The sequence below is a fragment of the Micromonospora sp. DSM 45708 genome (genome assembly GCF_039566955.1).
Taxonomy (GTDB): Bacteria; Actinomycetota; Actinomycetes; order Mycobacteriales; family Micromonosporaceae; genus Micromonospora.
Map to the genome: position 1 here is coordinate 4,711,742 of NZ_CP154796.1, position 24,014 is coordinate 4,735,755.

Consider the following 24,014-nt stretch of genomic DNA (forward strand, 5'->3'; position numbering starts at 1 on the left):
CTGGTCAGCCGGTGGGCGGAACCAGCCCCGCCTCGTACGCGAGGATCGCCGCCTGCACCCGGTTGCGCACGTCCAGTCGGGTGAAGACGCTGTTCAGGTAGCTCTTCACGGTGCCCTCGACCAGGTGCAGCCGGCGGGCGATCTCGGCGTTGGACAGCCCCGCCCCGACCAGCGCGAGCACCTCCCGCTCCCGGTCGGTCAGCCCGGCCAGCCGGTCCCGCGCGTACGGGCCGCGGGCGAGGCGGCCACCGCTCAGCTCGATCACCCGCCGGGCCACCCGCGGCGACAGGTACGCCCCGCCGTCGGCCACCGCGCGCACCCCGGCCAGCAGTTCCCGGGGATCACCGGACTTGAGCAGGAAACCGGCGGCGCCGTGGCCGAGCGCGCGGGCGATCAGGTCGTCGTCGCCGAACGTGGTGAGCATGACCGCGGCGGTCCCCGGCACCAGGCGGCGGATCTGCGCCGCCGCGCTCAGCCCGTCGCAGCGGGGCATCCGGATGTCCAGCAACGCCACCCGGGGCCGGTACGCGCGCACCAGCTCGACGGCGACGTGGCCGTCACCGGCCTCGCCGACCACCTCGATGCCCGGGTCGGCGGCCAGGATCGCCCGGACCCCGGCGCGGACCATCGCCTCGTCGTCGGCGAGCACCACCCGCACCGGGCGCCCGTGGTCGTCGGTCATGATGCGATCCGCTCCTTGCTGACCAGCCGTCCGTCGACGAAACACAGCCGCCAGGTCGGCTGCGCGAACGGGAAGTTGCCGTCGGTGTAGAACTCGCAGCCCGGGGCGGCGCCGGTCGCGGGCGGGTCAGCCTGCCGTCGGGGCAGCCCGAGCGTGTCCCGCTGCTCGCCCAGCCGCAGCCGGTCGTAGCCGGGCCGGTCCAGCACCGCGCCGGCGGTGGCGAGCGGGTAGTAGACGAGCGCGAGCGCCAGGGCCAGCCCGGCCGGCGCGCCGAACGCGACGAGCAGGCTGCGCCGGACCCGCCGCCGGGCCTCCCGCAGCCGCCGCGCCGCCTCACCGGCCCGGTCGCCCCGACGCGGACCGCCGGAGCCGTCGGCCGGCGCCGGACCGGCGTCCGCACCGCCGGCCGGCGGGTGGTCGTCCGTCGCGGTGCCGTCGGGAACGCCGGTCAGCGGAAGACGGGCCGTGACCGCCCAACCGCCGTCGCGGGGGCCGGCGTCCACGGCGCCGCCGGCGAGGCGTACCCGCTCGCGCAGCGCCAGCAGCCCCGAGCCGTGCGACGCCGGGCCGGGCAGCGGGCCGGTCGGGGGCGGCGGGTTGACCACCGCGACGGTGACCGCGTCGACGGCGCGCTCCACCGTGACCGTGACCGGGGCCGCCGGGGCGTAGCGGGCGGCGTTCGTCAGCGCCTCCCGGACCACCCGGTGCACGGCGTGCGCGACCAGCGGTGGCAGACCGGCGCCCGCCGCACCGCCGTCCCCGACGCCCGCGTCCCGCAGGCGCAGGTCGACCGCCATGCCGGCGTCGCGGGCGCCGTCGACCAGGTCGGCGACCGTCTCCCCCGGCGGTCGCCGGGTGGGCTCCTCGCGCAGCACGCCGATCACCTCGTGCAGCCGCTCGATGGCGACGGTGACGCTGGTCCGCAGTTCCCCGGCCGCCTTGCGGTGGACCGGGGACAGCTCGGACGCCAGCTCCAACGCGCCGGCCCGCAACGCGATGAGGCTCAGGTCGTGCCCGAGCGAGTCGTGCATGTCCTGGGCGATCCGGGCCCGCTCGCGCAGGCGTACCCGCTCCACCACGCCGCGCCGCTCCGCCTCGGCGTGCCGCCGCCCGGCCGCGGCGAGCGCCCGGTGCTGCCGCCGCAGTCGACCCAGCAGCCACGGAAAAACGCCGGCGAAGAGCAGCACCGAGGCGAGCTGGAACCAGACGGCCGGCTCGGTGTCGAGCAGCCCCAGGTTGAGCCCGGTGCCGGTCACCGCGATGGCGGCGAACACGGCCGCCGCCGGGGCGGCCCGGACGCTGCGCAGCCCGGCCAGGTAGCCGAAGACCGGGATGGCGAACACCACGTTGCCGTCGACGAGCGAACCGGCCACCACCGCCAGCACCGCCACGAGTGGCCACCGGCGGCACACCGCGACCGACACCGCGAGCAGCGCCAGCACGCCGGCCAGCAGCGGCACGTCGTGCGGCCGCCAGGGCGGGCTGAGCCGGGCGGCCGTCACCGGCGTCGCGAGCGCGGCCCACAGCAGCAGGTCACCGGCCCGGCTACGGGGTGTCGGGGACGACGGACGCGGGTGCACGGCGGTCACGCTACCCACCCCGGACCGGGCCGGGCACCGACGAAAGTCAGGTACTCAGCCGCTCTCCTCGGCCCACGCCCGCCAGTCGTCGAGCACGCCGTAGAGCGCCGGGGTGAGCCAACCCGGCGCGGACCGGCGGAACACGCCCGGGTCCATCCCGCCGGCGCCGGCCGGCACCGCGCCGAGCAGGTTCGGCACCAGCTCGGACAGGTTCAGCCAGTGCACCAGCTCCGGCTCGGTCGGCCAGGCGCCGATCACCACGCCGGCCGGCACGGCCCGCCGTTCCAACGCCTCCAGCGTCAGCGCGGTGTGGTTGAGCGTGCCCAGCCCGGCCCGCGCCACCACCACCGCCGGCGCACCCAGCGACACCGCCAGGTCGGCCACCGTCCAGGGCTCGCCGGACGGCCGCAACCCCATCGGCACGAGCAGCCCGCCGGCCCCCTCGATCAGCACCAGGTCGTGCTTGTCGGCCTCCTCGCGGACCGCGTCGACCGCGTTGTACAGCTCCAGCGGCGGCAGCTCGGCGACCCGGGCCGCGGCGAGCGGGGCGAGCGGGTCCGGGTAGCTGGCCAGCGTCCGGCCGGTGAGCGGGGCGGCCAGCCGGGTCACCGAGTCGACGTCGCCGGGCTCGCCGGTGGCGGTGCCGGTCTGGCCGGGCTTGACCACCGCCACCCGCAGCCCGGCGGCCTGCGCGGCGGCGGCGACGGCCGCGGTCACCACGGTCTTGCCGATCCCGGTGTCGGTGCCGGTCACCAGCACCGCGCCGGTCCAGCCGTCGGTCATGAGCCCTCCTCCGTGCGCGACTGCGGGGCGCACGCCACGATCACGTCCAGGGCCCGTTCGAAGTCCGCCCGGTCCACCCCGGCGCCGATGGTCAGGCGCAGCCGGGAGCGGCTGTCCGGCGTGGAGGGCGGACGGAAGCAGCCGACCGCCACGCCCCGGTCGCGGCAGGCCGCCGCCCAGGCGGTCGCCGCCTCCGGCCCGGGCGCGGTCACCGAGACCACCGCCGCGTCGGGGGCGGAGACGGACAGCCCCGCCGCGCCCAGCCGGCGTACCGCCAGCGCGACCCGGTCGGCCAGCTCGGCGCGGAGCGCGTCGCCGTCGCGGGCCAGCCGCACCGCGGCACGCACCCCGGCCACCACCGCCGGTGGCGGGGCGGTGTCGAAGATGAACGTGCGGCCGGTCTCCACCAGGTGGCGGACGAACTCCGCCGGCCCGGCGACCACGCCGCCGGCCCCACCGAGCGCCTTGGACAGGGTCGCGGTCACCACCACGTCGGGCGCGCCGGCCAGCCCGGCCGCGGCCACCCCGCCGGCACCGGCCGGGCCGGTGACGCCCAGCGCGTGCGCGTCGTCGACGAGCAGCAGCGCGCCGTGCCGGCGGGCCACCGCGTGCAGCTCCGCGAGCGGCGCCACGTCGCCGTCCACGGAGAAGACCGACTCGGTCACCACCACGGCCGGCCGGCCCGGCGCGGCGGCCAGCGCGGCGGCCACCGCGGCCACGTCCCGGTGCGGCGTCACCAGCGTCTCGGCGCGGGAGATCCGGCAGCCGTCGATCAGCGAGGCGTGGTTGTGCGCGTCGGAGACGAGCAGCGTACGCGGCTGCGCCAGACCCCGGACGGCGGCGAGGTTGGCCAGGTAGCCGGAGGAGAAGACCAGCGCCCGGTCGACGCCGAGCCAGCCGGCCAGGTCGTCCTCGAGCGCGTGGTGCAGGTCGGTGGAGCCGCGCACCAGGCGCGACCCGGTGGCGCCCAGCCCGTACCGGGACAGGGCCGTCGCGGCGGCGGCGGTGACCTCCGGGTGGGTGGCCAGGCCGAGGTAGTCGTTTCCGGCCAGGTCGACGACGTCGTCGTCGGCCGCGCGTGGCCGCAGCGTGCGGGTCAGGCCCGCCTCGGCCCGCTGTTCGGCGCTGCGGTCGAGAGCCGCCAGCCAGTCCGCCACCGCACCGTCCCCTCCCGCCGACCGCTCGCCCCGCCGGGCGCTTCCGCCGGGCGAAGTTACCACCCGGGCGAGCGGCCCCGGCGTGGCGCGGTCCCGGCTCGCCGGGCCGCTCACGACGGTTTCCCGCGCTTCCGGCGGCCTGTTAGGTTACGAGCCATGCCAGAGATCCTCGACCAGGCCCGGACCCGGGTGCTGGAGAACGGCGTCGGCCTCGACGAGGCCGGCATCCTCGCCGTGCTGAACCTGCCCGACGAGCACCTGCCGGCCGCGCTCCAACTCGCCCACGAGGTCCGGATGCGGTGGTGCGGCCCGGAGGTCGAGGTCGAGGGCATCGTCTCGCTGAAGACCGGCGGCTGCCCGGAGGACTGCCACTTCTGCTCCCAGTCCGGCCTGTTCACCTCGCCGGTCCGCTCGGTCTGGCTGGACATCCCGGCGCTGGTCGAGGCCGCGAAGCAGACCGCCGCGACCGGGGCCACCGAGTTCTGCATCGTGGCCGCCGTCCGCGGTCCGGACGCCCGGCTGATGACGCAGATGCGCGCGGGCGTGGCCGCCATCCGGGCCGAGGTCGACATCCAGGTCGCCGCCTCGCTCGGCATGCTCACCCAGGAGCAGGTCGACGAGCTGGCCGCGATGGGCGTGCACCGCTACAACCACAACCTGGAGACCTGCCGCTCCTACTTCCCGAACGTGGTCACCACGCACTCCTGGGAGGAGCGCTGGGAGACGCTGCGGATGGTCCGCGAGTCCGGCATGGAGGTCTGCTGCGGCGGCATTCTCGGGCTCGGCGAGACGGTGGAGCAGCGGGCCGAGTTCGCCGCGCAGCTCGCCGAGTTGGACCCGCACGAGGTGCCGCTGAACTTCCTCAACCCGCGCCCCGGCACGCCGCTGGGTGACCGGCCGGTGGTCGAGGGCAAGGACGCGCTGCGGGCCATCGCCGCGTTCCGGCTGGCCATGCCGCGCACCATCCTCCGGTACGCGGGCGGTCGCGAGCTCACCCTGGGGGACCTCGGCACCCGGGACGGCCTGCTCGGCGGCATCAACGCGGTCATCGTCGGCAACTACCTGACCACGCTGGGTCGGCCGGCCACCGACGACCTGCAACTCCTGACCGACCTGAAGATGCCGGTGAAGGCGCTCTCGGCGACCCTGTGAGGCGACGGTGACGAAGCTGGTCCGACCCGACGCGCCGACCGCCGACGCGGCCGTCCGCGCCGGCACGGCCGACGATGCCGGCGCGACGCCGCGCTGGTGCGACAGGTGCGGTGAGTCGGTGGCCGCCGGCCCGCACCCGGCGTGCGCGGCGGCGCGGGCGTGGGAGCCGCCGCGCTGGTGCGTGTCCTGCCGCCGGCGGATGAAGGTGCAGGTCGTGCCGGCCGGGTGGTCGGCGGTCTGTGTCGAGCACGGCGAGCGGCGGGGCTGAGGCGATGCTGCGGGGGCAGGCGGTGACGCTGCGGCCGGCGACGGACGCCGACGTGGCCGCGCTGGCCGCGATCCGTGCCACCCCCGAGGTGCGCCGCTGGTGGCGGGGCGGCGACGACCTGGCCGGGGCGGTCCGCGCCGACCTGGCCGACGACGCGCTGGCCGTCTTCGCGATCGAGCACGAGGGCCGGCTGGTCGGCGCGATCCAGTGGTACGCCGAGACCGATCCCGACTACCGCCACGCCAGCCTGGACGTCTTTCTCGACCCCGAGGTACGCGGCGCCGGGCTGGGCGGCGACGCGATCCGCACGCTGGCCCGGCACCTGGCCGAGGAGTACGGTCACCACCGCTTCACCATCGACCCGGCGGCGGCGAACACGGCCGCGATCCGGGCGTACGCGAAGGTGGGCTTCCGCCCGGTGGGCATCATGCGGCGTTACGAGCGCGGCCCGGACGGGCGCTGGCACGACGCCCTCCTGATGGACCTGCTCGCCGACGACCTGGCCGACTGAGCCGGCGGCGCCACCACCGACGGGCGTCCCCCCCCCCCGGGGGGGGGGCCCCCGCCCCGGTGGTCAGCGATCCGTCAGCGTTGCAGCGTCAGCACACCCGGCCGCCACGGCAGCAGGTTGTAGTCGCCGCCCGCGCTGGGGTTCTTGCCCTGGTACAGGAACTGGAGGTTGCAGGCGTCGATGGTCTTGGTCTGGTCGGGGTTGGTGCGGACCAGGTCACCGTGGCTGATGTCGTTGGTCCACGTCGCGCCGCTGTTGGCCTTGCCGGCGAACGGGTTGCTCTCGGTGGCGGCCTGCGGGGTCCACGAACCGCTCAGGCTGTTCGAGGTGAAGGAGCGGAAGTAGCGCCCCTGGCTCCCGATCGCCTCGACGATCATCAGGTACTGGTTCTGGCCCTGCACCTTGTAGACCTCGACCGCCTCGAACAGGTTGTTGGTCGAGTCGGTCATGATCGTCGTGTAGGTCGAGCCGAAGCTGCCCGGGAAGTTCCCGAGCGGCATGCTCGACCGGTAGATCTTGCCGTTGTCCCCGGCGAAGAAGAGGTACATGTTCTGGTCGTCGCCGATGAGCGTCTGGTCGATGACGCCGTACGGGGCGTCGGGGAGGCTGGCGGTGGAGAGCGTCTGTGCCGCGGACCAGCCGTTGGCGTTGGTCGGGTCGCTCGACGTCTTGTAGCTGAACGAGGTCGGTCCCCACTGGTACGCCAGCACCCAGATGTTCTTGGGGGCGAAGTACAGCAGCGTGGGCGCCACGGTGCCCTGGCTCATCCCGGTCTGGCTGGCCGAGGCCATGTCGGACCAGTTCGTGAACAGGCTGAAGTTCATCGAGCCGTACTGTCCGCTGCTGTTGACGTTCGACGCGTAGACCAGGTGCTTGCCGTTGTAGACCACGTTGGTGAAGTCCTTGACCGAGACCCAGCCGTTCGCCGGGTTCGTCAGCGCGCCGGTCGACGACCAGCGGTAGGTCGACGGAAGCGTGCAGCCGGTCGGGGGCGGCGTGGTCGCCGGCGGGGTGGTCGGCGGCGGCGTGGTGGTGCCGAACTCGGTCCGCCACTGCTGGTTGGTCTGGCCGTGGCAGTCGTAGAGCTGGATCTGCTGGCCGTTGGCGGTGCCCCAGACGTCCAGGCAGCGGCCGGACTGCACGCCGCTGATGGTGCCGTTGGCGTTGAGGTTCCACTGCTGGTTGGACTGGCCGTTGCAGTCCCAGATGATGATGCCGGTGCCGTTCGCGGTGCCCGCGCCGTTCGCGTCGAGGCACTTGCTGCCGTACACCATGAGCTGCTTGTTGCTGGTGTAGGTCCACTGCTGGTTCGACTGGCCGTTGCAGTCGTAGAGCTGGACCCGGGTGCCGTTGGTCTGGGTGGCGTTGGGCACGTCGACGCACCGGCCCGACTGCACGCCGACGATCCGGCCGCTGCCGCCGGACGGCGGCGGGGTGGTCGGCCCGGAGGTCGGCGTCACGGTCGGCGAGGTGGTCGGGGCCGCCGCGTTGAGCGCGTTGAGCACGGAGGTGTACGCGGCCTTCTTGTTGCCGCCGCCGTCGAACAGCAGCGGGCTCTCGTTGGAGCGCCACGAGTCGCTGTCGCGCACGCCCCACACGGTGATGCCGATGCACCGCGGCACGTTCACGCAGGCCTGGGTCAGCCCGGCGTACTGGCTGGTGGAGGCGTTGGTGACGTCGGCCTCGGTCAGCGCCACGTCGACGCCGAGGGCGGCGAAGCTGGACAGCGTGGTCTGGAAGTTGCTCGGCAGCGAGCTGCCGCCGGTGAAGTGGGTCTGGAGACCGACGCAGTCGATCGGCACGCCCCGGGACTTGAAGTCCTGGATCATCCGGTAGACGCCCTGCGTCTTGCCGTACGACCAGTTCTCGATGTTGTAGTCGTTGTAGCAGAGCTTGACCGACGGGTCGGCCGCCCGCGCGGTGCGGAACGCCACCTCGATCCAGTCGTTGCCGGTGCCCTGGAGGTTGGAGTTGCGGCGGCTGCCGTCCTCGTTGAACGCCTCGTTCACCACGTCCCACGCGGCGAGCTTGCCCTTGTAGTGGGCCATCACACCGTTGATGTGGTCGATCATCGCCTGTCGGAGGCTGCTGCCGCTGAGGCTCTGCATCCAGCCGGGCTGCTGGGCGTGCCAGGCCAGCGTGTGACCGCGCACCTTCAGGCCACGCTGGGTGGCCCAGTTGTAGATCTGGTCACCGGAGTTGAAGTTGAACTGACCCCGCTGGGGCTCGGTGGCGTCCGGCTTCATCTCGTTCTCGGCCGTGATCATGTTGAACTCACGCGCCGCGATCGTGCTGTAGGTCGAGTCACCGAGCCGGCCGGCCGCGATCGCCGTGCCGAAGTAGCGGCCCGACTGCGCGGCAGCCGCGCCCAGCGTGCTCGCCGCGGCGTCCGCCGACGGCATCATCACCGCGACCGCGGCCACTGTCACGACGCTGACCGCGCCGGCGAGCAGCGCTCTGACGGCGGGCGATCGCCGCCGCCAGGTCCCGCCATGATGAACGGAGGGGCTCATTGTCACCTTTGGCCTCCTTACTGGCCAACACCCGAGCCGCCTGGGCGGGGACGACCGGACGTCTCTGTTGAGGGATTTAACAACATCGATGCTTTCACCGACCGTTCGTCCGGACAACAAGTTTCGGAAAAGTTTCGGAAGTTAATTTCCCGCTCGATGCCCGGCGTGGCCGGTCACGCGCATCCGGTGACCGACCACGCCCGCCGCGGGCGACGGTCAGGAGACGGCGCAGGCCGCCCCGTTGAGGGTGAAGCCCGTCGGCCTCGGGTTCGTGCCGGTGTGCGTGCCGTTGAAGCCGAAGCTCGTCGACGCCCCCGCCGCCAGCGTCCCGTTGTAGGCCAGGTTCGAGGCGGTCACCGCGGTGCCGGTCTGGGTGACGTTCGCCGACCAGCCCTGCCCGACCTTCTGCCCGGTGCTCGGGAACGTGAACGCGAGCGTCCAGCCGTTGATCGCGCTGGTGCCGGTGTTGGTGACGGTGACGTTCGCGGTGAACCCGGTGTCCCAGGTGTTCGCCGTCCAGGTCACCGCGCAGCCACCGCCGGCCGGCGGGGCCGTGGTGGTGACCGTGACGCCGGGCGAGGCCGGCGAGACGTTGCCGGCCGCGTCCACCGCGACCACGGTGAACGTGTACGCGGTGGAGGCGGTCAGCCCGGTCACCGCCAGCGTGGTGCCGGTGGTGGAGCCGACCAGCACGGTCCCGCCCCGGTAGACGCGGTACCCGGTGACCCCGACCGCGTCGGTGGCCGGACCCCAGGTCAGGGTGAGTCCGGTCGGGCCGACCGCCGACGCGGTGGGCGTGCCGGGCGCGGTGGGCGGCGTGGTGTCCGGCGCCGGGGCGGCCGGCGTGGTGACGGCCAGCGCCGCCGAGGCCGCCGACCGGTTGCCGGCGCCGTCGACCGCGCGCACGGTGAACTGGTACGTCCGCTCCGGCGTCAACCCGGTCACCGCGAGCGTGTTCGTGGTGGCCTGGCGCAGCACCAGCGCGTCACTGCCGGTCTGCGCCTGGGTCACCTCGTAGCCGGCCAGGCCGCTGCCGCCGGTGTCGGTGGCGGCGGGCCAGGTCAGGGTGAGTCCGGTGGCCGTGACGGCGGAGGCGACCGGGGTGCCGGGCACGCTCGGCGCGGTGGTGTCCGGAGTGGCCGGGCCGGGCTCGTCGCCCCACACCCGCACGCCGCCGGAGTAGAGCGGCACCTTGCGGTTCGGCCCGGCGGTGGCCTGGTACGACGGGTCGTTCGTCGGGTCCCAGGTGCCGCCCTCCGGCACGCCGATCTTGAACTGCACCTCCATCCGGTGCTGCGACTGCCCGGCCGGCGCGATGGTGTAGCCGGTGCAGTCGACCTCGACGTACCAGATGTCGCCGCTGAACTGCTTGGCGGTGGACGGCGACGGGCAGCCCTGGGTGTAGCCGGGCGTGACGGTCACCGGGCCGGTGCCGTCGGGCCGGAAGTAGTACCGGAACTTACCGGTGGTCAGCGCGCGGGCCGGGAACGCCGACTTGTTGTAGATGATCGCCTTGAGCCCGGTGGCCCGCGGTTCGGCCTGCATCACCGTGGTCTCCACGGTCAGCTCGTCCATGTCGGGCGTCTCGGCGGTCGGGAAGCCGGCGCGCGGGCTGCCGCCGTACTCGCCGGTCAGCCGGGCCAGCGCGGAGGTGAAGCCGGCGTTGTAGTCGGTGGCCACCTCGTTCATCACGTAGTCGGAGCGGCTGTCGGTGTACGCGTCGTTGGCTGACGACGGGCCACCGACCAGCGCGCCGTAGAGCACGTGCCGGGTCTCGACCGGCACGGTCTGGCTGTCCCACCAGGAACCGTGCGCGGTGCGGTGGTGCGGGTTCTTCGGGGAGTTGTTGCCGAACCCGATCAGGTAGCTGGAGTTGCGCGGGTTGTCGCCGAGCGCGTAGTTGACCTGCCGGACCGCGAAGTCGTGGTAGCGCGCCTTACGCGTGGTGTCCGTGGTCTTGTCGCTGTAGACAAGCGCGGCGAACGCGGTGTTGGCGGCGTAGCGCAGCGCGCCCCAGGAGTCGAGCACCGCCATCCCGCCGGGCGAGTACGGCACCCGCTGCCCGTTGACGCCCACGGTCCAGTAGTCCAGCCACCGGTTCGCGTCGTCGACGTACTTCTGCTTGCCGGTCAGGTTGGCCAGCAGCACGTACGCGCCGAACTGCTTGTTGTCCCAGGCCAGCGTCCACTTGTAGGACCGGGTGGTGGACTGCGGCTCGGTGCCGAGCTTGTCGTACTCGCTCTCCGCCTTGGCCAGGTAGGCCGCGTCGCCGGTGGCGCGGTACAGCCAGGTCGCGCCCCAGACCAGCTCGTCCTGGTAGCCGCTCCAGGACTTGTAGAACGACGCCGCGTCGGTGATGCACTCGCTGTACGACTTCCGCACCGTGTCGGCGAACGTGTAGAGCTGCTTGGCGTGACCGAGCAGCTTGTCCGCGTAGGCGGCGTCGGTGGGGCGGAACACCATCGACGAGGCGGCCATCGCCGCCGCCGTCTCCCCGGCCAGGTCCGCGCCGCCACAGCTCGCATCGATCTTGTACGCGGGCCGCGCCATCGGCAGCACCTCGGCCGGGCCCCACCACTTGTGGTCGTCGTCGCCCTTGCCGACCTGGCCGTAGAGGACGTTCGGCGCGGGGTGCGCCTTGACGAAGTAGTCGTTGACGAAGCGCAGGTTGTTGAGCAGATAGCTGAGCTGGCCGGAGGCGACGTAACCGTCCCGGTACTCGACCGCGCCCCAGGCCAGCATGGTGGTGCTGAACGCCATCGGGAAGCCGAACTTCACGTGGTCGCCCGCGTCGTACCAGCCACCGGTCAGGTCGACGCCGACGTCGGCGCCGTCGGTGAGCGCCGAGTCGCCCCGCCAGGAGACGCGGTTCCAGGACGGCTTGCGGCCGGACTGCTGCGCCTCGTAGAAGAACAGCGACTTCTGCAACGCCTCGGCGTAGTTGTACGCGGGCGCGGCCTGCGCGGCCGGGGCGGACGCGGCGGCCGGCGCGGCGGCGGCCGGGAGCGGTACGGCGGTGGCCAGCGCGGCCACCAGCACGGCGCCGGCGGCGAGCAGCCGGCGGGACGGGCGACCGCGCGGCGGCGGGGTCGGTCGGGGCATGGCGAACTCCTGTGGAGGGTGCCGCACGGCGGCGCGACGCGGCGGCAAGAGGGTGCCGGTCGGCCGCCGTGCGGCGGCGGTGGTGGTGGGGTGGACCGTGGAGGCGCGGGAGCGCTCCCATGGATGGTTGACAATGTAATGCGCGTGCCACTCCTTGGGAAGCCCGACCACCGCCGGCCGGATCGCTGCGGCGACGCCTCGGGGAAATGTCACTTCATCGATATTGATAAACTTCTTCTCCCCGTTCCCCCAGCTCAGACGCGATGCGGAAGGGTCAGCAAGAAGGCGAATGCGGTTGCCGCGCGGGTTTCGCATCCTGGCATACGAACGTACTGTTGCCCGCCCCGCGACGGGCACGGGACAGTCGCCACACCCAGCGGTGCCATCGGTGCCGCCGCTCCCCCGGACAACCCTGAGGAGATCGCGATGGCTCTCAGACTCGCCGACGGCACCTCCTGGTCCGACACACTCGCGCGGGCGGTCGCCGCCACACCCGAGGCGTTCGGCACCGCCCCCGACGGCACCACCACGCTGCACAACCTCGTCGAGGGCCAGTGGCGGGCGCTCGGCACGCCCACCCCGGTCCGCACCCCGGTCGACAACACCGTGCTGATCGACCTGGCCCGGCTGGACGCCGAAACGGCACGCGCCGCGGTCGCCCACGCCGCCGCGGCGCACCGGGAGTGGGCCCGGACCCCGCTCGCCGAGCGGACCGCCCGGGTCACCGACGCGCTCGACGCGCTCACCGCCCACCGGGACCTGCTCGCCCTGCTGCTGGTCTGGGAGATCGGCAAGCCGTGGCGGCTCGCCTGCGCCGACGTGGACCGCGCGCTCGACGGCGTGCGCTGGTACGTGGGCGAGATCGAGCGGATGCTCGCCGACGGCCGCGAGCCGCTGCCCGGCCCGGTCAGCAACATCGCCTCCTGGAACTACCCGATGAGCGTGCTGGTGCACGCCGAGCTGGTGCAACTGCTGGCCGGCAACGCGGTGATCGCCAAGACGCCGTCGCAGGGCGGCGCGGTCTGCCTCACCGTCGCGCACGCGTTGATGCGCCGCGCCGGGCTGCCCGCCACGCTGCTCTCCGGCAGCGGTGAGGAACTGTCCGAGGTGCTGGTCCGCGCGCCGGAGATCGGCGCGGTGGCGTTCGTCGGCGGGCGCTCCAACGGCGGCAAGGTGGCCGCCGCGCTGCTCGACTCCGACAAGCGGCACTTCATCGAGCAGGAGGGCCTCAACGCCTGGGGCGTCTGGAACTTCTCCCAGTGGGACACGCTCGCCGCCCACCTGCGCAAGGGCTTCGAGTACGGCAAGCAGCGCTGCACCGCGTACCCCCGGTTCGTGGTGCAGCGGGACCTGGTCGACGAGTTCCTCGACATGTACCTGCCGGTGGTCCGCTCGATCCGGTTCGGCCATCCCCTCGCGGTGGACGAGACGTGGCAGGCCGGTGACCCGCTGCCCGAGCTGGACTTCGGGCCGCTGATCAGCGCCACCAAGGCCGACGAGCTGCGGCGCAAGGTGGACGAGGCGGTCCGTGGCGGCGCCGTGCCGCTGCACCGGGGCAAGCTCGACGGCGCGCCGTTCCTCGACGGTCAGGACACCTCCGCGTACGTCGCCCCGGCCGTGCTGCTCGCCCCGCCCGGCCGGTCCCGCCTGATGCACGCCGAGCCGTTCGGCCCGGTGGACACCATCGTGGTGGTGGACACCACCGACGAGCTGCTGGCCGCCATGAACGCCTCCAACGGCGCGCTGGTCGCGTCGCTGGCCTGCGACGACGAGGAGCTGGCCGGCAAGCTGGCGGTGGACCTCCAGGCGTTCAAGGTGGGCATCAACAAGCCCCGCTCACGGGGCGACCGGGACGAGCCGTTCGGCGGCCGGGGCGCGTCCTGGAAGGGCGCCTTCGTCGGCGGCGACCTGCTGGTGCAGGCCGTCACCGTGGGCGGCGACGGCCGGCTCTACGGCAACTTTCCGGACTACAGCAGCTACCCGGCCACCTGATCCCGCCGCACCCCAGGGCCCAGCGCCTCGCCGAGATCGCGGCCGAGGAAGCGTCCTGAGCCTGTGGACAGAGACCCGCCCCGGGCTCCTCGGGGGATGAGAAGCGCACACCGGGGCGGGTCGGTCGGGAGGGCCAGCCGCGAGGCTCGGCCCAGGCGGTGAAACGGTCTTTTAGGTCCGCCGGGCGCCGGCCACTGTCCAGCTCGGCCAGTTCCTCGGCTGCGGTCTCGTGCAGGGTCAGGAGGTAGGCCCGCAGCTCGGCCTTCCGCTCGCGGTAGCGCGCGAGGAGGTTCAGTTTCGCCGTCGAGCACGGCCAGGCCACCCCGCAGGCGCGGCAGCGCCAGGTGGGCCGCGACGGGGCGTGGTCGGCGGGGCCGGGGCGGCGGGCCATCACACGAGAGCGCCGACGCGCGGGCGGCGCTGCGACACCGGCGGCGGTGGGGTCAGCACGCGCACCCCGCTCCGCCGCAAAAACAGGGACCGGCGGGCGGTCGCGTTGCCGTCCGGGCCGAGCTGGTAGACATCGGCCCACAACCAACCGTCGTACGTCGTCCAGTCCAGCACCCGGATCAGCCGTACCCTGATCGGCCGGGCGAACTGCGGCGACGCCTCCCCGGTCAGGTGCAGGACGTCGCCAGCACGCAGCGCGGGCACCTCCGGCCGGCGGCGGCGCGGCGCGGTCACCGGTCGTCGCCCGGTCGCGGAAAGAGCGTCGTCGCGGCCGGCGACGACAGCCAGCGCGACGACGGAACGCGGTTCGGCCGGACCGGCGGCGGGCTCGACTGCGGGTTGGGGGTCGGCTTCTCCTCGGGCACGGACACGCCCTCCTCTCGCGTGGAAATGGAAGAGGACGCCCCGCGCTGACGCCTGCCGGCCGAGGCGGTCCCCTGACTGACACGGTCGCCGGGTTTCGGGTGGTCCCTGCCGGCCGCGCCGTCTAAAGAGCACCTTGCATTGAGTATCTGGACACTGACACCGCGTAGAAATATGGTGACTAGACATCTTGGACATCGCCGGGAGGTTGCGATGAACGATGCGCTTCGCGCCGCGTTGAGACAGACCGGCCAGACGATCGAGTCGCTTGCCTCCCAGGTCGGAGTAGATCCGAAGACTGTCGGGCGGTGGCTGACCGAGGATCGCATTCCGCACCCCGCCCACCGGGCTACGGCCGCTGACGCTCTCGGGCGCGCAGTGTCGGACATCTGGCCGGACACTTCGAGACGCCGCGAGCCGGTATGGTTCCGCCCCTGGCAGGAGATCGAGCGGGAAGCGCAGTCACTTCGCTGGTATGAGTCCTTAGTGCTGCCCGGTCTTCTTCAGACCGAGGCGTACGCGCGTGCCGTGCTCGGCGGGGCGGGCCTGATCCCGCGTGCGGACGTTGAGCGGCATCTTGCCGCCCGCCTTGCCCGGCAGGGCATCCTTCGGCGTGATGATCCTCCGCTGTTTACGGCTGTCGTTGACGAAGCCGTTCTACGGCGGCCGGTCGGCGGCCGAGCGACCATGCGGGAACAACTCTTAGTGCTCGCCGAGGCGTGCGCCGAGCCGCATATTCGTGTTCACGTGGTGCCTTCGTCGGTCGGTGCGTACGCCGGACTGAACGGGCCCTTCGTGCTCGCTACCTGCCCGGACCACCGAATCGCCGGCTACCTCGACAACCAACTACAGGGTCAAGTGGTTAGCGCGCCGGACGAGGTGGCGGCGATACTGGCAGCGTGGGAGGCCGTCCGCGGCGAAGCCCTCTCGCACTGGCAGTCAGTTGACCTCATCACGGAAGTGGCAGAGACATGGACATGACCGGCGCGCACTGGCGCAAGAGCAGCCGCAGCAGCGGTAACGGCGGGGCCTGCGTCGAGGTCGCCGACAACCTTCCTGGCGTCGTCGGCGTGCGGGACTCCAAAGATCCTGCTGGGCCGGCGCTGGTCTTCGCACCGGAGTCCTGGCAGGTGTTCGTCGCCCAGGTTGCCGAGCGCGGCTGACCGAAACGGCCCCGAGAGCGCCCCGGACCCGTGCGGTCCGGGGCGCTCGGCCGTGTCAGGCGTCGGCGAGCGTCGGCATCCGCCGGGGCTGGCGGCGCGTTGTTGGCATCTTGTCGGCAGGCAGGTAGCGGCCATCTACCTGCCGCCCAGGGACACGAACGGGGCCCCCGCATCGGGGGCCCCGCCGTGTCACCGTCCCCCGCATCGGAGGTCGGTCAGGGTGGCGCCGAGAGGCGCCGGTTGCGGCCCCTCCGCCCGGTCCCGCGACGTGCCGCGCCGTTGCGGCTCGCCCGAGGGCCTGGCCGGACGGCCGTCAGATCAGATCGGACCCGACCGCTGGCTCGGCAAGCCGTGGCCGGCCTGCGCCGGCAGGGCCGTCGCCGTGCCACAGCCAACCTGCGTCGGCAGCGCCGGCCCCGCGCCACGGCCGGCCGGGGACGCCGGAACGGGAGCCAGCGGCACGGTCGCGGTCAGCACGCAGCCGTCACGCTCCAGCGTCGCCGGCCGGTCCAGCCGGCGCAGCGTCCGCAGCATCGGCGTGTTCTCGGCCTGCACGTGCAGCAGCACCGCGGCGCAACCGGCCCGGCCGGCGTGACCGAGCAGGCGACGCAGCAGCGCCGAGCCGAGGCCCCGCCGCTGCCAGTCGTCCCGGACCAGCAGCGCCGCCTCGGCCTCGTCGCCCTCGCCGAGCAGGTTGGCCATCGCCACGACCGGCTCCGCCGCCCCGCCGGAGCCCGCCGTGGCGAGCAGGGTCACCCCCCGCGCCGGTTCGAGCAGCCGCCGCAGCCGGGCCGGCGACGGGTGCGCCGCCCCGCTCAGGTAACGCCGCTGCCGGCTCCGCTCCGAACAGGCGGCGTGCAGCTCGCGTACGGCCGGCACGTCGTCGGCGGTGGCCGGCCGCACCGACACCTCGCCGCCGTCGGGCAGCACCAGCGTGACCCGGTGGCTGTCCCGGCGGTCCAGCGTCGCCGCCAGCTCGACCAGCGCCTGCGCCCGGGCGTACTCGGCCGGGGTGAAGCTCGGCTCCCGGCGGCGCATCTCGTAGGCGCCGCCCGCCGGGTCGACGAGCAGCATCGTGGTGCCGCCCACGCCGCCCGGCGCAGCGGTGGACGTCGGACGCCAGGTCACCACGTCGGCGCCCAGCAGCGTCCGCAGCGCCGCGCCGGCACCCTCCGGATCGCGGAGCAGCCGACCGGCCAGGCCGAGCACCCGGGTCGGCTCGTCGGCCAGCCCGCGCGCCTCGCTGCGCGCCACCCAGCAGTCCCGCCCCCGGCCCCGCTCGACCGCGGCCCGCAGGTCGGCCTCGGTGACCTGCTCGGGCGCGTCGACCAGGAAGTCGTCGACGGCGCCGACCTCGGTGGTGTGCACCTGCACGGTGAGGATGTTGACCCCGCGCAACGCGAGGCTCGCCGTGAGCACCGACAGGTAACCCGGCCGGTCGTCCACGGTGGCTCGGATCCGCCACAGCGCCATCGTCGTCTCCCTTCCTCACCACCGACCATGCCGGTCGCCTGTTGCGGGCCCGTTGCCCCGGGGTGACACCCCGCCACCGGGTCAGGTGATGGTGGTCACCGGCGGCGCGCCCACCAGGTCCAGCCGGTCGCCGAGGATCACCGCGCTGGCGCGGACGAGCTGGGCGAGCCGGTCCACCTCGGTGGCGTGGAACGCCGCCGCCGAGAGCGGCTCGCCGTGGTCACGGGAGACCACCAGCACCAGCCCGGCCCGGCCGAACGGCGCCACCGCGTAGTGGTGCCCCTCGGGGCTGGTCAACGCGCGGGCCCGCAGCGGGGTCACCTCGGGCAACCGGGGCGGCGTCGGGGTACGCCAGCTCGCGTGCCCGACCGTCGCCGTGCCGGCCCCACCGGGACGCGAGGCCCAGTCCAGCGGCACGACCGCGGCCACCGCCCAGTCCGCGGCGAGCAGCCCGGGCACGGCGTCGACGAGCGTGGCCACGCCGTCGGTCGGGTTCGCCGCCACCTGGGCCAGCAGCTCCGCGTCCTGACCCGTGGTGGTCGGCGTGCCGATCGCCCGCCACACCCCGTCCACCCGGACGCCGGGGATCGCGGCCAGCCCGGCGAGCAGCCGTTCCACCCGCGCCGCGCCCGGCCAGACCACCGTGAAGTCGTCGACCGCCCGTCCGCCGAGCCGCTCCAGGACCACCACCTGGACGATGTCCGCACCGGAGACACCGAGTGTCCGGGCCACCTGGCCGAGCGTGCCCGGTCGGTCGGGCAGGGTCACCCGAACTCTCAGCAGCATGTCTGATCCCCTCCGCTCGGCGGGCCGGCGCGATGACCGGCAGGCTGGACCAGCCTGCCGGTCGGCCGTTTCGTCCCCGTTGCCGCGGCATGTCCCGCCGGGAAAATCCGACCTTGACAACAAAGCTGAGCTGCCGTCGACTATCCGGATGACCGATCCGGCCGTCGACGCCGCCCGGCCCCCGACCGGTCCGGCCCCGCGCGGGCTCGACCTGGACCGGCTCGCCGCCCACCTGGCCGCCCACCGGCCCGACCTGGCCGGGCGGCTGTCCGCGCGGCTGATCGCCGGCGGCAAGTCCAACCTGACCTACCTGCTGCGCGCCGGTGACCGCGAGGTGGTGCTGCGCCGGCCCCCGCTCGGGCACGTGCTGGCCACCGCGCACGACATGGCGCGCGAGCACCGGGTGATCTCGGCGCTGGCCCCGACCGGCGTGCCGGTCCCGGAGGCGCTGCTGCTCTGCACCGACGAGAGCGTCATCGGCGCGCCGTTCTACCTGATGGCCCACGTCGACGGCGACGTCTACCGGCGGCGTGAGCAGACCGACGCGCTGACCGCCGGCCAGCGGCGTGACCTCGCCATGGCGATGATGGACACGCTCGCCACGCTGCACCGGGTGGAGCCGGCCGAGGTGGGGCTGGCCGACTTCGGCCGCCCCGACGGCTACCTGGCCCGGCAGGTCCGGCGCTGGGCCGGCCAGCTCGACCGCTCCCGCAGCCGCCCGCTGCCCGGCATCGACGAGCTGCGCGACGCGCTGGCCGGCAGCGTGCCGGAGGGCGCGAACGCCGGCCGGATCGTGCACGGTGACTACCGGCTGGACAACCTGCTCGCCACCGTCGACCCGGCGACGGTGCGGGCGGTGCTCGACTGGGAGATGGCCACGCTGGGCGATCCACTCGCCGACCTCGGCCTGCTGCTGACCTACTGGGACGTGCTGGGCGACAGCGACCACGCCGAGGGCAACCCGGTGGCCGACGGGATCGGTCCCCGGGCCGGCTTCCCCACCGGCGCCGAGCTGATCGACCGCTACGCCGGCCGCAGCGACGTCGACGTCGGGCCGCTGCACTGGCACGTGGCGCTCGGTTGTTTCAAGCTGGCGGTGATCTGCGAGGGCATCCACTACCGCCACACCCTCGGGCAGACGCTGGGCGAGGGCTTCGACCGGATCGGTGAGATGGTGGCGCCACTGGTCGCGCACGGTCTGCACACGGTGAGGGAGAAGTGATGGAGTTCGCGTACGACGACCGCACGGTCGAGCTGCGGCAACGGCTGGAGGCGTTCCTCACCGAGTGCGTCCTCCCGGCCGAGCCGGTGCACCACGAGCAGGTGACCGCCGCCGGCGACCCGTGGGCCCGGCCGCCGGTGATGGACGAGTTGAAGGCCGAGGCCCGGGCCCGGGGGCTGTGGAACCTGTTCCTGCCGGACGCGCGCTACGGCGCCGGCCTGACCAACCTCCAGTACGCGCCGCTGGCCGAGCTGACCGGGCGCAGTCCGCACCTGGCCCCGGAGGCGCTCAACTGCGCCGCGCCGGACACCGGCAACATGGAGCTGCTGGCCGAGTTCGGCTCCGACGCGCAACGGGAGCGCTGGCTCGCGCCGCTGCTGGACGGCACGATCCGTTCCGCGTTCTGCATGACCGAGCCGGAGGTCGCCTCCTCCGACGCGACGAACATCGCCACCCGGATCACCCGCGACGGCGACCACTACGTGGTCGACGGCCGCAAGTGGTGGTCGTCCGGGGCGATGGACCCGCGCTGCGAGATCTTCATCGTGATGGGCAAGACCGACCCGGACGCCGACCGGCACCGCCAGCAGAGCATGATCCTGGTCCCCCGGGACACGCCGGGCGTGACGGTACGCCGGGGGATGACCGTCTTCGGCTACAGCGACGCCCCGCACGGCGGGCACGCCGAGATCGACTTCGTCGACGTCCGGGTGCCGGTGGAGAATCTGGTCGGCGCCGAGGGCTCCGGGTTCGCCATCGCCCAGGCGCGGCTCGGTCCGGGCCGGATCCACCACTGCATGCGGCTGGTCGGCATGGCCGAACGGGCGCTGGAGCTGCTCTGCCGCCGCGCGCTGGACCGGGTGGCGTTCGGCCGCCCGCTCGCCGAGCAGGGCGTGGTGCGGGAGTGGATCGCCGAGTCCCGGGTCCGGATCGAGCAGGCCCGGCTGCTGGTGCTCAAGACCGCCTGGCTGATGGACACCGTCGGCAACAAGGGCGCACACACCGAGATCCAGGCCATCAAGATCGCCACCCCGGCGATGGCCGAGTGGGTGATCGACAAGGCGATCCAGGCGTACGGTGGGGCCGGCGTCAGCCAGGACACCCCGCTCGCGGCGCTCTGGGCCCAGGCCCGCACGTTGCGCCTCGCCGACGGCCCGGACGAGGTCCACCGCGCGTCCCTGGCCCGACGCGAACTCCGCCGCTGGTCCTGACCCGTACCCCTCCCCCTCCCCCACCCTCGCCCCGCTGCCGCTGATTCACGGAAAGAGTGGTCATTCCGCGTGGGATGACCACTCTTTCCGTGAATCAGCGCGGATCGGGCGCGGATCGGGGGGCGCGGACCTGGGGGCGCGTCAGGCGGAGGCGCGGTGGATCAGCTCGGTGTTCAGGAGGACATGGGGGGAGGGGACGTCGTCGCCGCGGATGCGGGAGACCAAGAGGCGGGCCATCTGCCGGCCCATCTCCTCCACCGGCTGGAACACCGTGGTCAGCGGCGGCTCGGCCTGGCGGGCGATCGGGGCGTCGTCGAAGCCGATCACCGCCACGTCCTCGGGCACCCGGCGACCCGCCTCCCGCAGCGCGCGCAACGCGCCGAAGGCCATCAGGTCGGAGGCGACGAAGACGGCGTCCAGATCCGGGCAGGAATCCAGCAGCCGACGCATGGCGGCGGTGCCGCTGCCCTCGCTGAAGTCCCCGTACGCGATCAGGCCGTTCTCGACCATGCCCCCGGCGGCGCGCACCGCCTCCCGGTAGCCGGAGAGCCGGGCCAGGCCGGCGCCCATGTCCTGCGGGCCGGCGATGGTGGCGACCCGCCGCCGCCCCCGGGCGAACAGGTGCTCCACCGCCTGCCGGGCGCCGCCGACGTTGTCCACGTCGACGAACCACGAGGGCTGGGCGTTGGGGTGCAGCATCCGGGCGGGCCGGCCACCGAGCACCGCGGGCAGGCCGCGCTCCTCCAGCAGCGTCGGCAGCGGGTCCGAGTCGTGCAGCGAGAGCAGGAGCACGCCGTCCACGTGCTGGTTGGTCAGGTGGTGCTCGACCCGCTCCCGCTCGATCGGCGACTGCACCATCGCCAGCCAGAGCTGCATCGGCGTCTCCACCAACCCGGAGCTGACGCCCCGGACGATCGCCGCGAAGAACGGCTCGGTGAAGACCCGCTCCCCCGACTCGGAGACCACCAGGGCCACCGAGTCGGTCCGCTGGGTGACCAGCGCCCGGGCGGCCCGGTTCGGCACGTACCCCAGCTCGGCGATGGCCTGCTGGACGGCCGCGCGGGCCTCCGGACTGACCTGCGGCGAGCCGTTGACCACGCGGGAGACCGTGCCGCGCCCGACGCCGGCGCGGGCCGCGACCGCGTCGAGGGTCGGGCGCCCGAGCGAGCGGGTGCGCTGCGTTGTCATCGTCTTGTGCTCCTCCGACGGTCGGGTGGGCCCGGCACCGGTTGAGGCTCCGGCGCCGGGCCACCCGTTACTGGCTGGCCCAGCTTATTGTGCGGCCAGGCCGTTACGTCGGATCACGTCGGCGTACCACCTGGCGCTGGACTTCGCGATCCGGGCCTGGCTGTCGTAGTCGACATAGACCATGCCGAACCGCTTCGTGTAGCCCCAGGCCCACTCGAAGTTGTCCATGAGCGACCAGGCGAAGTAGCCCTTCAGCGGCACCCCGGCCTCGATCGCGGCGTGCGACGCGCGCAGGTGCGCGGCGAAGTAGGCCAGCCGGTCCGGGTCGTCGACCCGGCCGTCGGCCAGCGTGTCGACGAACGCCGAGCCGTTCTCGGTGACGTAGAGCGGCAGGTCGGTGTACTCCCGGTGGACCCGCTCCAGCGTCTCGGTGAGGCCCGGGGCGTCGATCTCCCAGTCCATGTCCGTGACCGGCACGCCCCGGGTGACGAACCGGACGTCCTCGCTGCCCGGCCAGCAGGACGGCGCCCGCCAGTAGGGCTCCGGCTCCCCGCCCTCGACCGGGGCGGCGACCACGTGCCGGCTGTAGTAGTTGACCCCGACCATGTCCAGCGGCGTGGAGATGGTGGCGAGGTCGCCGTCGCGGACGTGCCCGAGGTCGGTGACGCCGCGCAGGTCGGCGACCAGGTCGGCCGGGTACGCGCCGCGCAGCACCGGGTCCAGGAAGAAGCGGTTGGCCAGCGCGTCGATGCGACGGGCCGCGTCGACGTCCGCCGCCGACCCGGTGGCCGGGGTGACCGGGTAGAGGTTCACCGTGATGCCGAGCTCCGCCTCCGGGCGGGACGCCCGCACCGCCTGCACCGCCAGGCCGTGCCCGAGCATCAGGTGGTGCCCGGCCCGGACCGCGTCCGCGCCGTTCGACCGGCCCGGCGCGTGCACACCGGAGCCGTAGCCGAGGAACGCCGAGCACCACGGCTCGTTCAGCGTGGTGAAGTACTTCACCCGGTCGCCGAGCGCGTCGGCGACCAGCTGCGAGTATTCGGCGAACCGGCCGGCGGTGTCCCGGGCCGGCCAGCCGCCGGCGTCCTCCAGCGGCTGGGGCAGGTCCCAGTGGTAGAGCGTCACCCAGGGCTCGATGCCGTGACCGAGCAGCTCGTCGACCAGGCGGCGGTAGAAGTCCATCCCCTCCTGGTTGACCGCGCCGGCACCACCGGGCTGCACCCGGGGCCAGGAGACGGAGAAACGGTAGGACCGCAGCCCCAGGTCGGCCATCAGCCGCACGTCGTCCGACATCCGGTGGTAGTGGTCACAGGCCACGTCGCCGGTGTGCCCGGCCACCGTCCGACCCTCGGTGTGGCTGAAGGTGTCCCAGATCGACGGCGTACGGCCACCCTCCGCCGCGGCGCCCTCGATCTGGTACGCGGCGGTCGCCGCGCCCCAGAGGAAGCCGGGCGGGAAGGTCACGGCCGGGCCCTCGTCGAGGACGCCGACGGCGGGCGGGCTGGCTGGGTTGCTCACGACTTGACGGCGCCTTCCATGATGCCGCCGATGATCTGGCGGCCGAACAGAACGAACACGACGAACAGGGGCAGGGTCGCGATCAACGTACCCGCGAAGATCTGCGAGTTGTCGGCGAAGTAGGCGGTGTTGAGGCTGCGCAGCGAGATCTGGACGGTGGGGTTGGACGGGTCGGCCAGCACCACGAACGGCCAGAAGAACTGGTTCCACTGCTCCATGAACGTCAGCAGACCGAGCACCGCGGCGGCGGGACGCAGCGCGGGCATCACCACGTGCCAGTACACCTTCCAGGTCGAGCAGCCGTCCACCCGGGCGGCCTCGATCAGCTCGTTCGGGACCGCCTGTTCGGCGTACTGGCGCATCATGAAGATCCCGAAGCCGCCGATGAGGAACGGCACGGTCACCGACGGCATGGTGTTCAGCCAGTCGAGCTTCGCCATCAGGATGTAGAGCGGGAGCACGCCGAGCTGGATCGGCACCATCATCGAGGCGAGGATGATCAGCAGCAGCGCGTTCTTGCCCCGGAAGCGGAGCTTGGCGAACGCGAAGCCGGCCAGCGAGCCGAAGAACACCGTGGCGATGGTGATCGTCCCGGAGACCAGGAACGAGTTCATCAGCCCCTTGACGACGTTGGCGTCGCCGTTGGCCAGCACCCGCTCGATGTTCTCGCCGAGCTTGCCACCGGGCAGGAACGGCGGCGGCCAGGAGTTGGCCGCGTCGTTGGTCCGCGAGGCGATCACGATCATCCAGTAGAACGGGAACAGCGACAGGATCACGCCGAGGACCAGCCCGAACCAGGTGAGCGGGCTGGCCTTCCAGAGCCGCTCGGCCTGGTGGGTGGCCTTGGCCGGCGCGGTCGGCCGGGTGGGCGGACGGAGTGTGGTGGTCGTCATCTCGTCA

The 24,014-nt window shown here is 73.4% G+C and carries 20 protein-coding genes; 8 read left to right on the plus strand and 12 right to left on the minus strand.

Translation table 11 applies throughout. The annotated features are described in order from the left end of the window. Positions 1 to 4: 4 nt before the first annotated feature. The 4 genes from VKK44_RS19980 to VKK44_RS19995 are packed head-to-tail and all read right to left on the minus strand — an operon-like array spanning position 5 to position 4,202. Positions 5 to 682, minus strand: coding sequence for a response regulator transcription factor (locus VKK44_RS19980; protein ID WP_343442686.1), 678 nt, complete (start codon positions 680 to 682; stop codon positions 5 to 7). Next, on the minus strand, positions 679 to 2,271 hold the full coding sequence (locus tag VKK44_RS19985; RefSeq protein WP_343442687.1) for a sensor histidine kinase: 1,593 nt from the start codon (positions 2,269 to 2,271) through the stop codon (positions 679 to 681). The genes VKK44_RS19980 and VKK44_RS19985 overlap by 4 nt, the downstream gene beginning before the upstream one ends. Positions 2,272 to 2,316: 45 nt before the next feature. Next, a complete protein-coding gene (gene bioD, locus VKK44_RS19990) occupies positions 2,317 to 3,045 on the minus strand; it encodes a dethiobiotin synthase (RefSeq protein ID WP_343442688.1) in 729 nt (242 codons plus the stop codon). Further along, positions 3,042 to 4,202, minus strand: coding sequence for an 8-amino-7-oxononanoate synthase (locus VKK44_RS19995; RefSeq protein WP_343442689.1), 1,161 nt, complete (start codon positions 4,200 to 4,202; stop codon positions 3,042 to 3,044). The genes bioD and VKK44_RS19995 overlap by 4 nt, the downstream gene beginning before the upstream one ends. 156 nt (positions 4,203 to 4,358) lie before the next feature. On the opposite strand from VKK44_RS19995, the gene bioB reads away from it, so the two are divergent. From bioB to VKK44_RS20010, 3 genes are all read left to right on the plus strand, one after another. Next, positions 4,359 to 5,354, plus strand: coding sequence for a biotin synthase BioB (gene bioB / locus VKK44_RS20000; protein WP_343442690.1), 996 nt, complete (start codon positions 4,359 to 4,361; stop codon positions 5,352 to 5,354). Positions 5,355 to 5,472: 118 nt separating this feature from the next. Next, positions 5,473 to 5,622 (plus strand): biotin synthase auxiliary protein BsaP, encoded by a 150-nt coding sequence (bsaP, locus tag VKK44_RS31035; RefSeq protein ID WP_458351680.1) that lies wholly within the window; start codon positions 5,473 to 5,475, stop codon positions 5,620 to 5,622. Positions 5,623 to 5,626: 4 nt separating this feature from the next. Beyond that, positions 5,627 to 6,133, plus strand: a complete 507-nt coding sequence (locus VKK44_RS20010) for a GNAT family N-acetyltransferase (RefSeq protein WP_343442691.1) — start codon at positions 5,627 to 5,629, stop codon at positions 6,131 to 6,133. 74 nt (positions 6,134 to 6,207) lie between these two features. Here VKK44_RS20010 and VKK44_RS20015 read toward each other — a convergent pair whose 3' ends face one another. Both VKK44_RS20015 and VKK44_RS20020 read right to left on the minus strand, forming a co-directional pair. After that, entirely contained in the window at positions 6,208 to 8,652 is a 2,445-nt protein-coding gene (locus VKK44_RS20015) for a non-reducing end alpha-L-arabinofuranosidase family hydrolase (RefSeq protein ID WP_343442692.1), read from the minus strand. Positions 8,653 to 8,862: 210 nt separating this feature from the next. Next, the gene (locus VKK44_RS20020; protein ID WP_343442693.1) at positions 8,863 to 11,748 is read right to left on the minus strand and encodes a glycoside hydrolase family 9 protein; all 2,886 of its coding nucleotides are present in this window, start codon (positions 11,746 to 11,748) and stop codon (positions 8,863 to 8,865) included. Positions 11,749 to 12,174: 426 nt separating this feature from the next. On the opposite strand from VKK44_RS20020, the gene VKK44_RS20025 reads away from it, so the two are divergent. Continuing rightward, a complete protein-coding gene (locus tag VKK44_RS20025; RefSeq protein WP_343442694.1) occupies positions 12,175 to 13,740 on the plus strand; it encodes an aldehyde dehydrogenase family protein in 1,566 nt (521 codons plus the stop codon). Between the two features lie 390 nt (positions 13,741 to 14,130). On the opposite strand, the gene VKK44_RS20030 is transcribed toward VKK44_RS20025, so the two are convergent. After that, positions 14,131 to 14,424 (minus strand): hypothetical protein, encoded by a 294-nt coding sequence (locus VKK44_RS20030; RefSeq protein WP_343442695.1) that lies wholly within the window; start codon positions 14,422 to 14,424, stop codon positions 14,131 to 14,133. 342 nt (positions 14,425 to 14,766) lie between these two features. On the opposite strand from VKK44_RS20030, the gene VKK44_RS20035 reads away from it, so the two are divergent. Together VKK44_RS20035 and VKK44_RS20040 are read left to right on the plus strand one after the other, a co-directional pair. Beyond that, positions 14,767 to 15,534 carry a helix-turn-helix transcriptional regulator gene (locus VKK44_RS20035; protein ID WP_343442696.1) on the plus strand — a complete coding sequence of 256 codons (768 nt, stop codon included), beginning with the start codon at positions 14,767 to 14,769 and terminating at the stop codon, positions 15,532 to 15,534. Next, complete coding sequence (locus VKK44_RS20040; protein ID WP_343442697.1) at positions 15,525 to 15,716, plus strand: DUF397 domain-containing protein; 192 nt, start codon at positions 15,525 to 15,527, stop codon at positions 15,714 to 15,716. The genes VKK44_RS20035 and VKK44_RS20040 overlap by 10 nt, the downstream gene beginning before the upstream one ends. 318 nt (positions 15,717 to 16,034) lie before the next feature. Here VKK44_RS20040 and VKK44_RS20045 read toward each other — a convergent pair whose 3' ends face one another. Together VKK44_RS20045 and VKK44_RS20050 are read right to left on the minus strand one after the other, a co-directional pair. After that, positions 16,035 to 17,189, minus strand: a complete 1,155-nt coding sequence (locus VKK44_RS20045) for a GNAT family N-acetyltransferase (protein WP_343442698.1) — start codon at positions 17,187 to 17,189, stop codon at positions 16,035 to 16,037. An 81-nt stretch (positions 17,190 to 17,270) separates the two neighbouring features. Next, a complete protein-coding gene (locus VKK44_RS20050) occupies positions 17,271 to 17,975 on the minus strand; it encodes an ACT domain-containing protein (RefSeq protein WP_343442699.1) in 705 nt (234 codons plus the stop codon). Positions 17,976 to 18,123: 148 nt separating this feature from the next. Here VKK44_RS20050 and VKK44_RS20055 point away from each other — a divergent pair, with 148 nt between their 5' ends. Further along, positions 18,124 to 19,197: a phosphotransferase family protein gene (locus tag VKK44_RS20055; RefSeq protein ID WP_343442700.1), complete on the plus strand. Its 1,074-nt coding sequence runs from the start codon at positions 18,124 to 18,126 to the stop codon at positions 19,195 to 19,197. Beyond that, positions 19,197 to 20,408 (plus strand): acyl-CoA dehydrogenase family protein, encoded by a 1,212-nt coding sequence (locus tag VKK44_RS20060; protein ID WP_343442702.1) that lies wholly within the window; start codon positions 19,197 to 19,199, stop codon positions 20,406 to 20,408. The genes VKK44_RS20055 and VKK44_RS20060 overlap by 1 nt, the downstream gene beginning before the upstream one ends. Positions 20,409 to 20,549: 141 nt before the next feature. Here VKK44_RS20060 and VKK44_RS20065 read toward each other — a convergent pair whose 3' ends face one another. The 3 genes from VKK44_RS20065 to VKK44_RS20075 all read right to left on the minus strand — a co-directional run bounded on the left by VKK44_RS20065 (position 20,550) and on the right by VKK44_RS20075 (position 24,007). After that, positions 20,550 to 21,596 carry a LacI family DNA-binding transcriptional regulator gene (locus VKK44_RS20065; RefSeq protein ID WP_343442703.1) on the minus strand — a complete coding sequence of 349 codons (1,047 nt, stop codon included), beginning with the start codon at positions 21,594 to 21,596 and terminating at the stop codon, positions 20,550 to 20,552. Between the two features lie 84 nt (positions 21,597 to 21,680). Beyond that, on the minus strand, positions 21,681 to 23,114 hold the full coding sequence (locus tag VKK44_RS20070; protein WP_343442704.1) for a GH1 family beta-glucosidase: 1,434 nt from the start codon (positions 23,112 to 23,114) through the stop codon (positions 21,681 to 21,683). Beyond that, entirely contained in the window at positions 23,111 to 24,007 is an 897-nt protein-coding gene (locus tag VKK44_RS20075; protein WP_343442705.1) for a carbohydrate ABC transporter permease, read from the minus strand. Before VKK44_RS20075 ends, VKK44_RS20070 begins: the two co-directional genes overlap by 4 nt. Positions 24,008 to 24,014 lie beyond the last annotated feature (7 nt).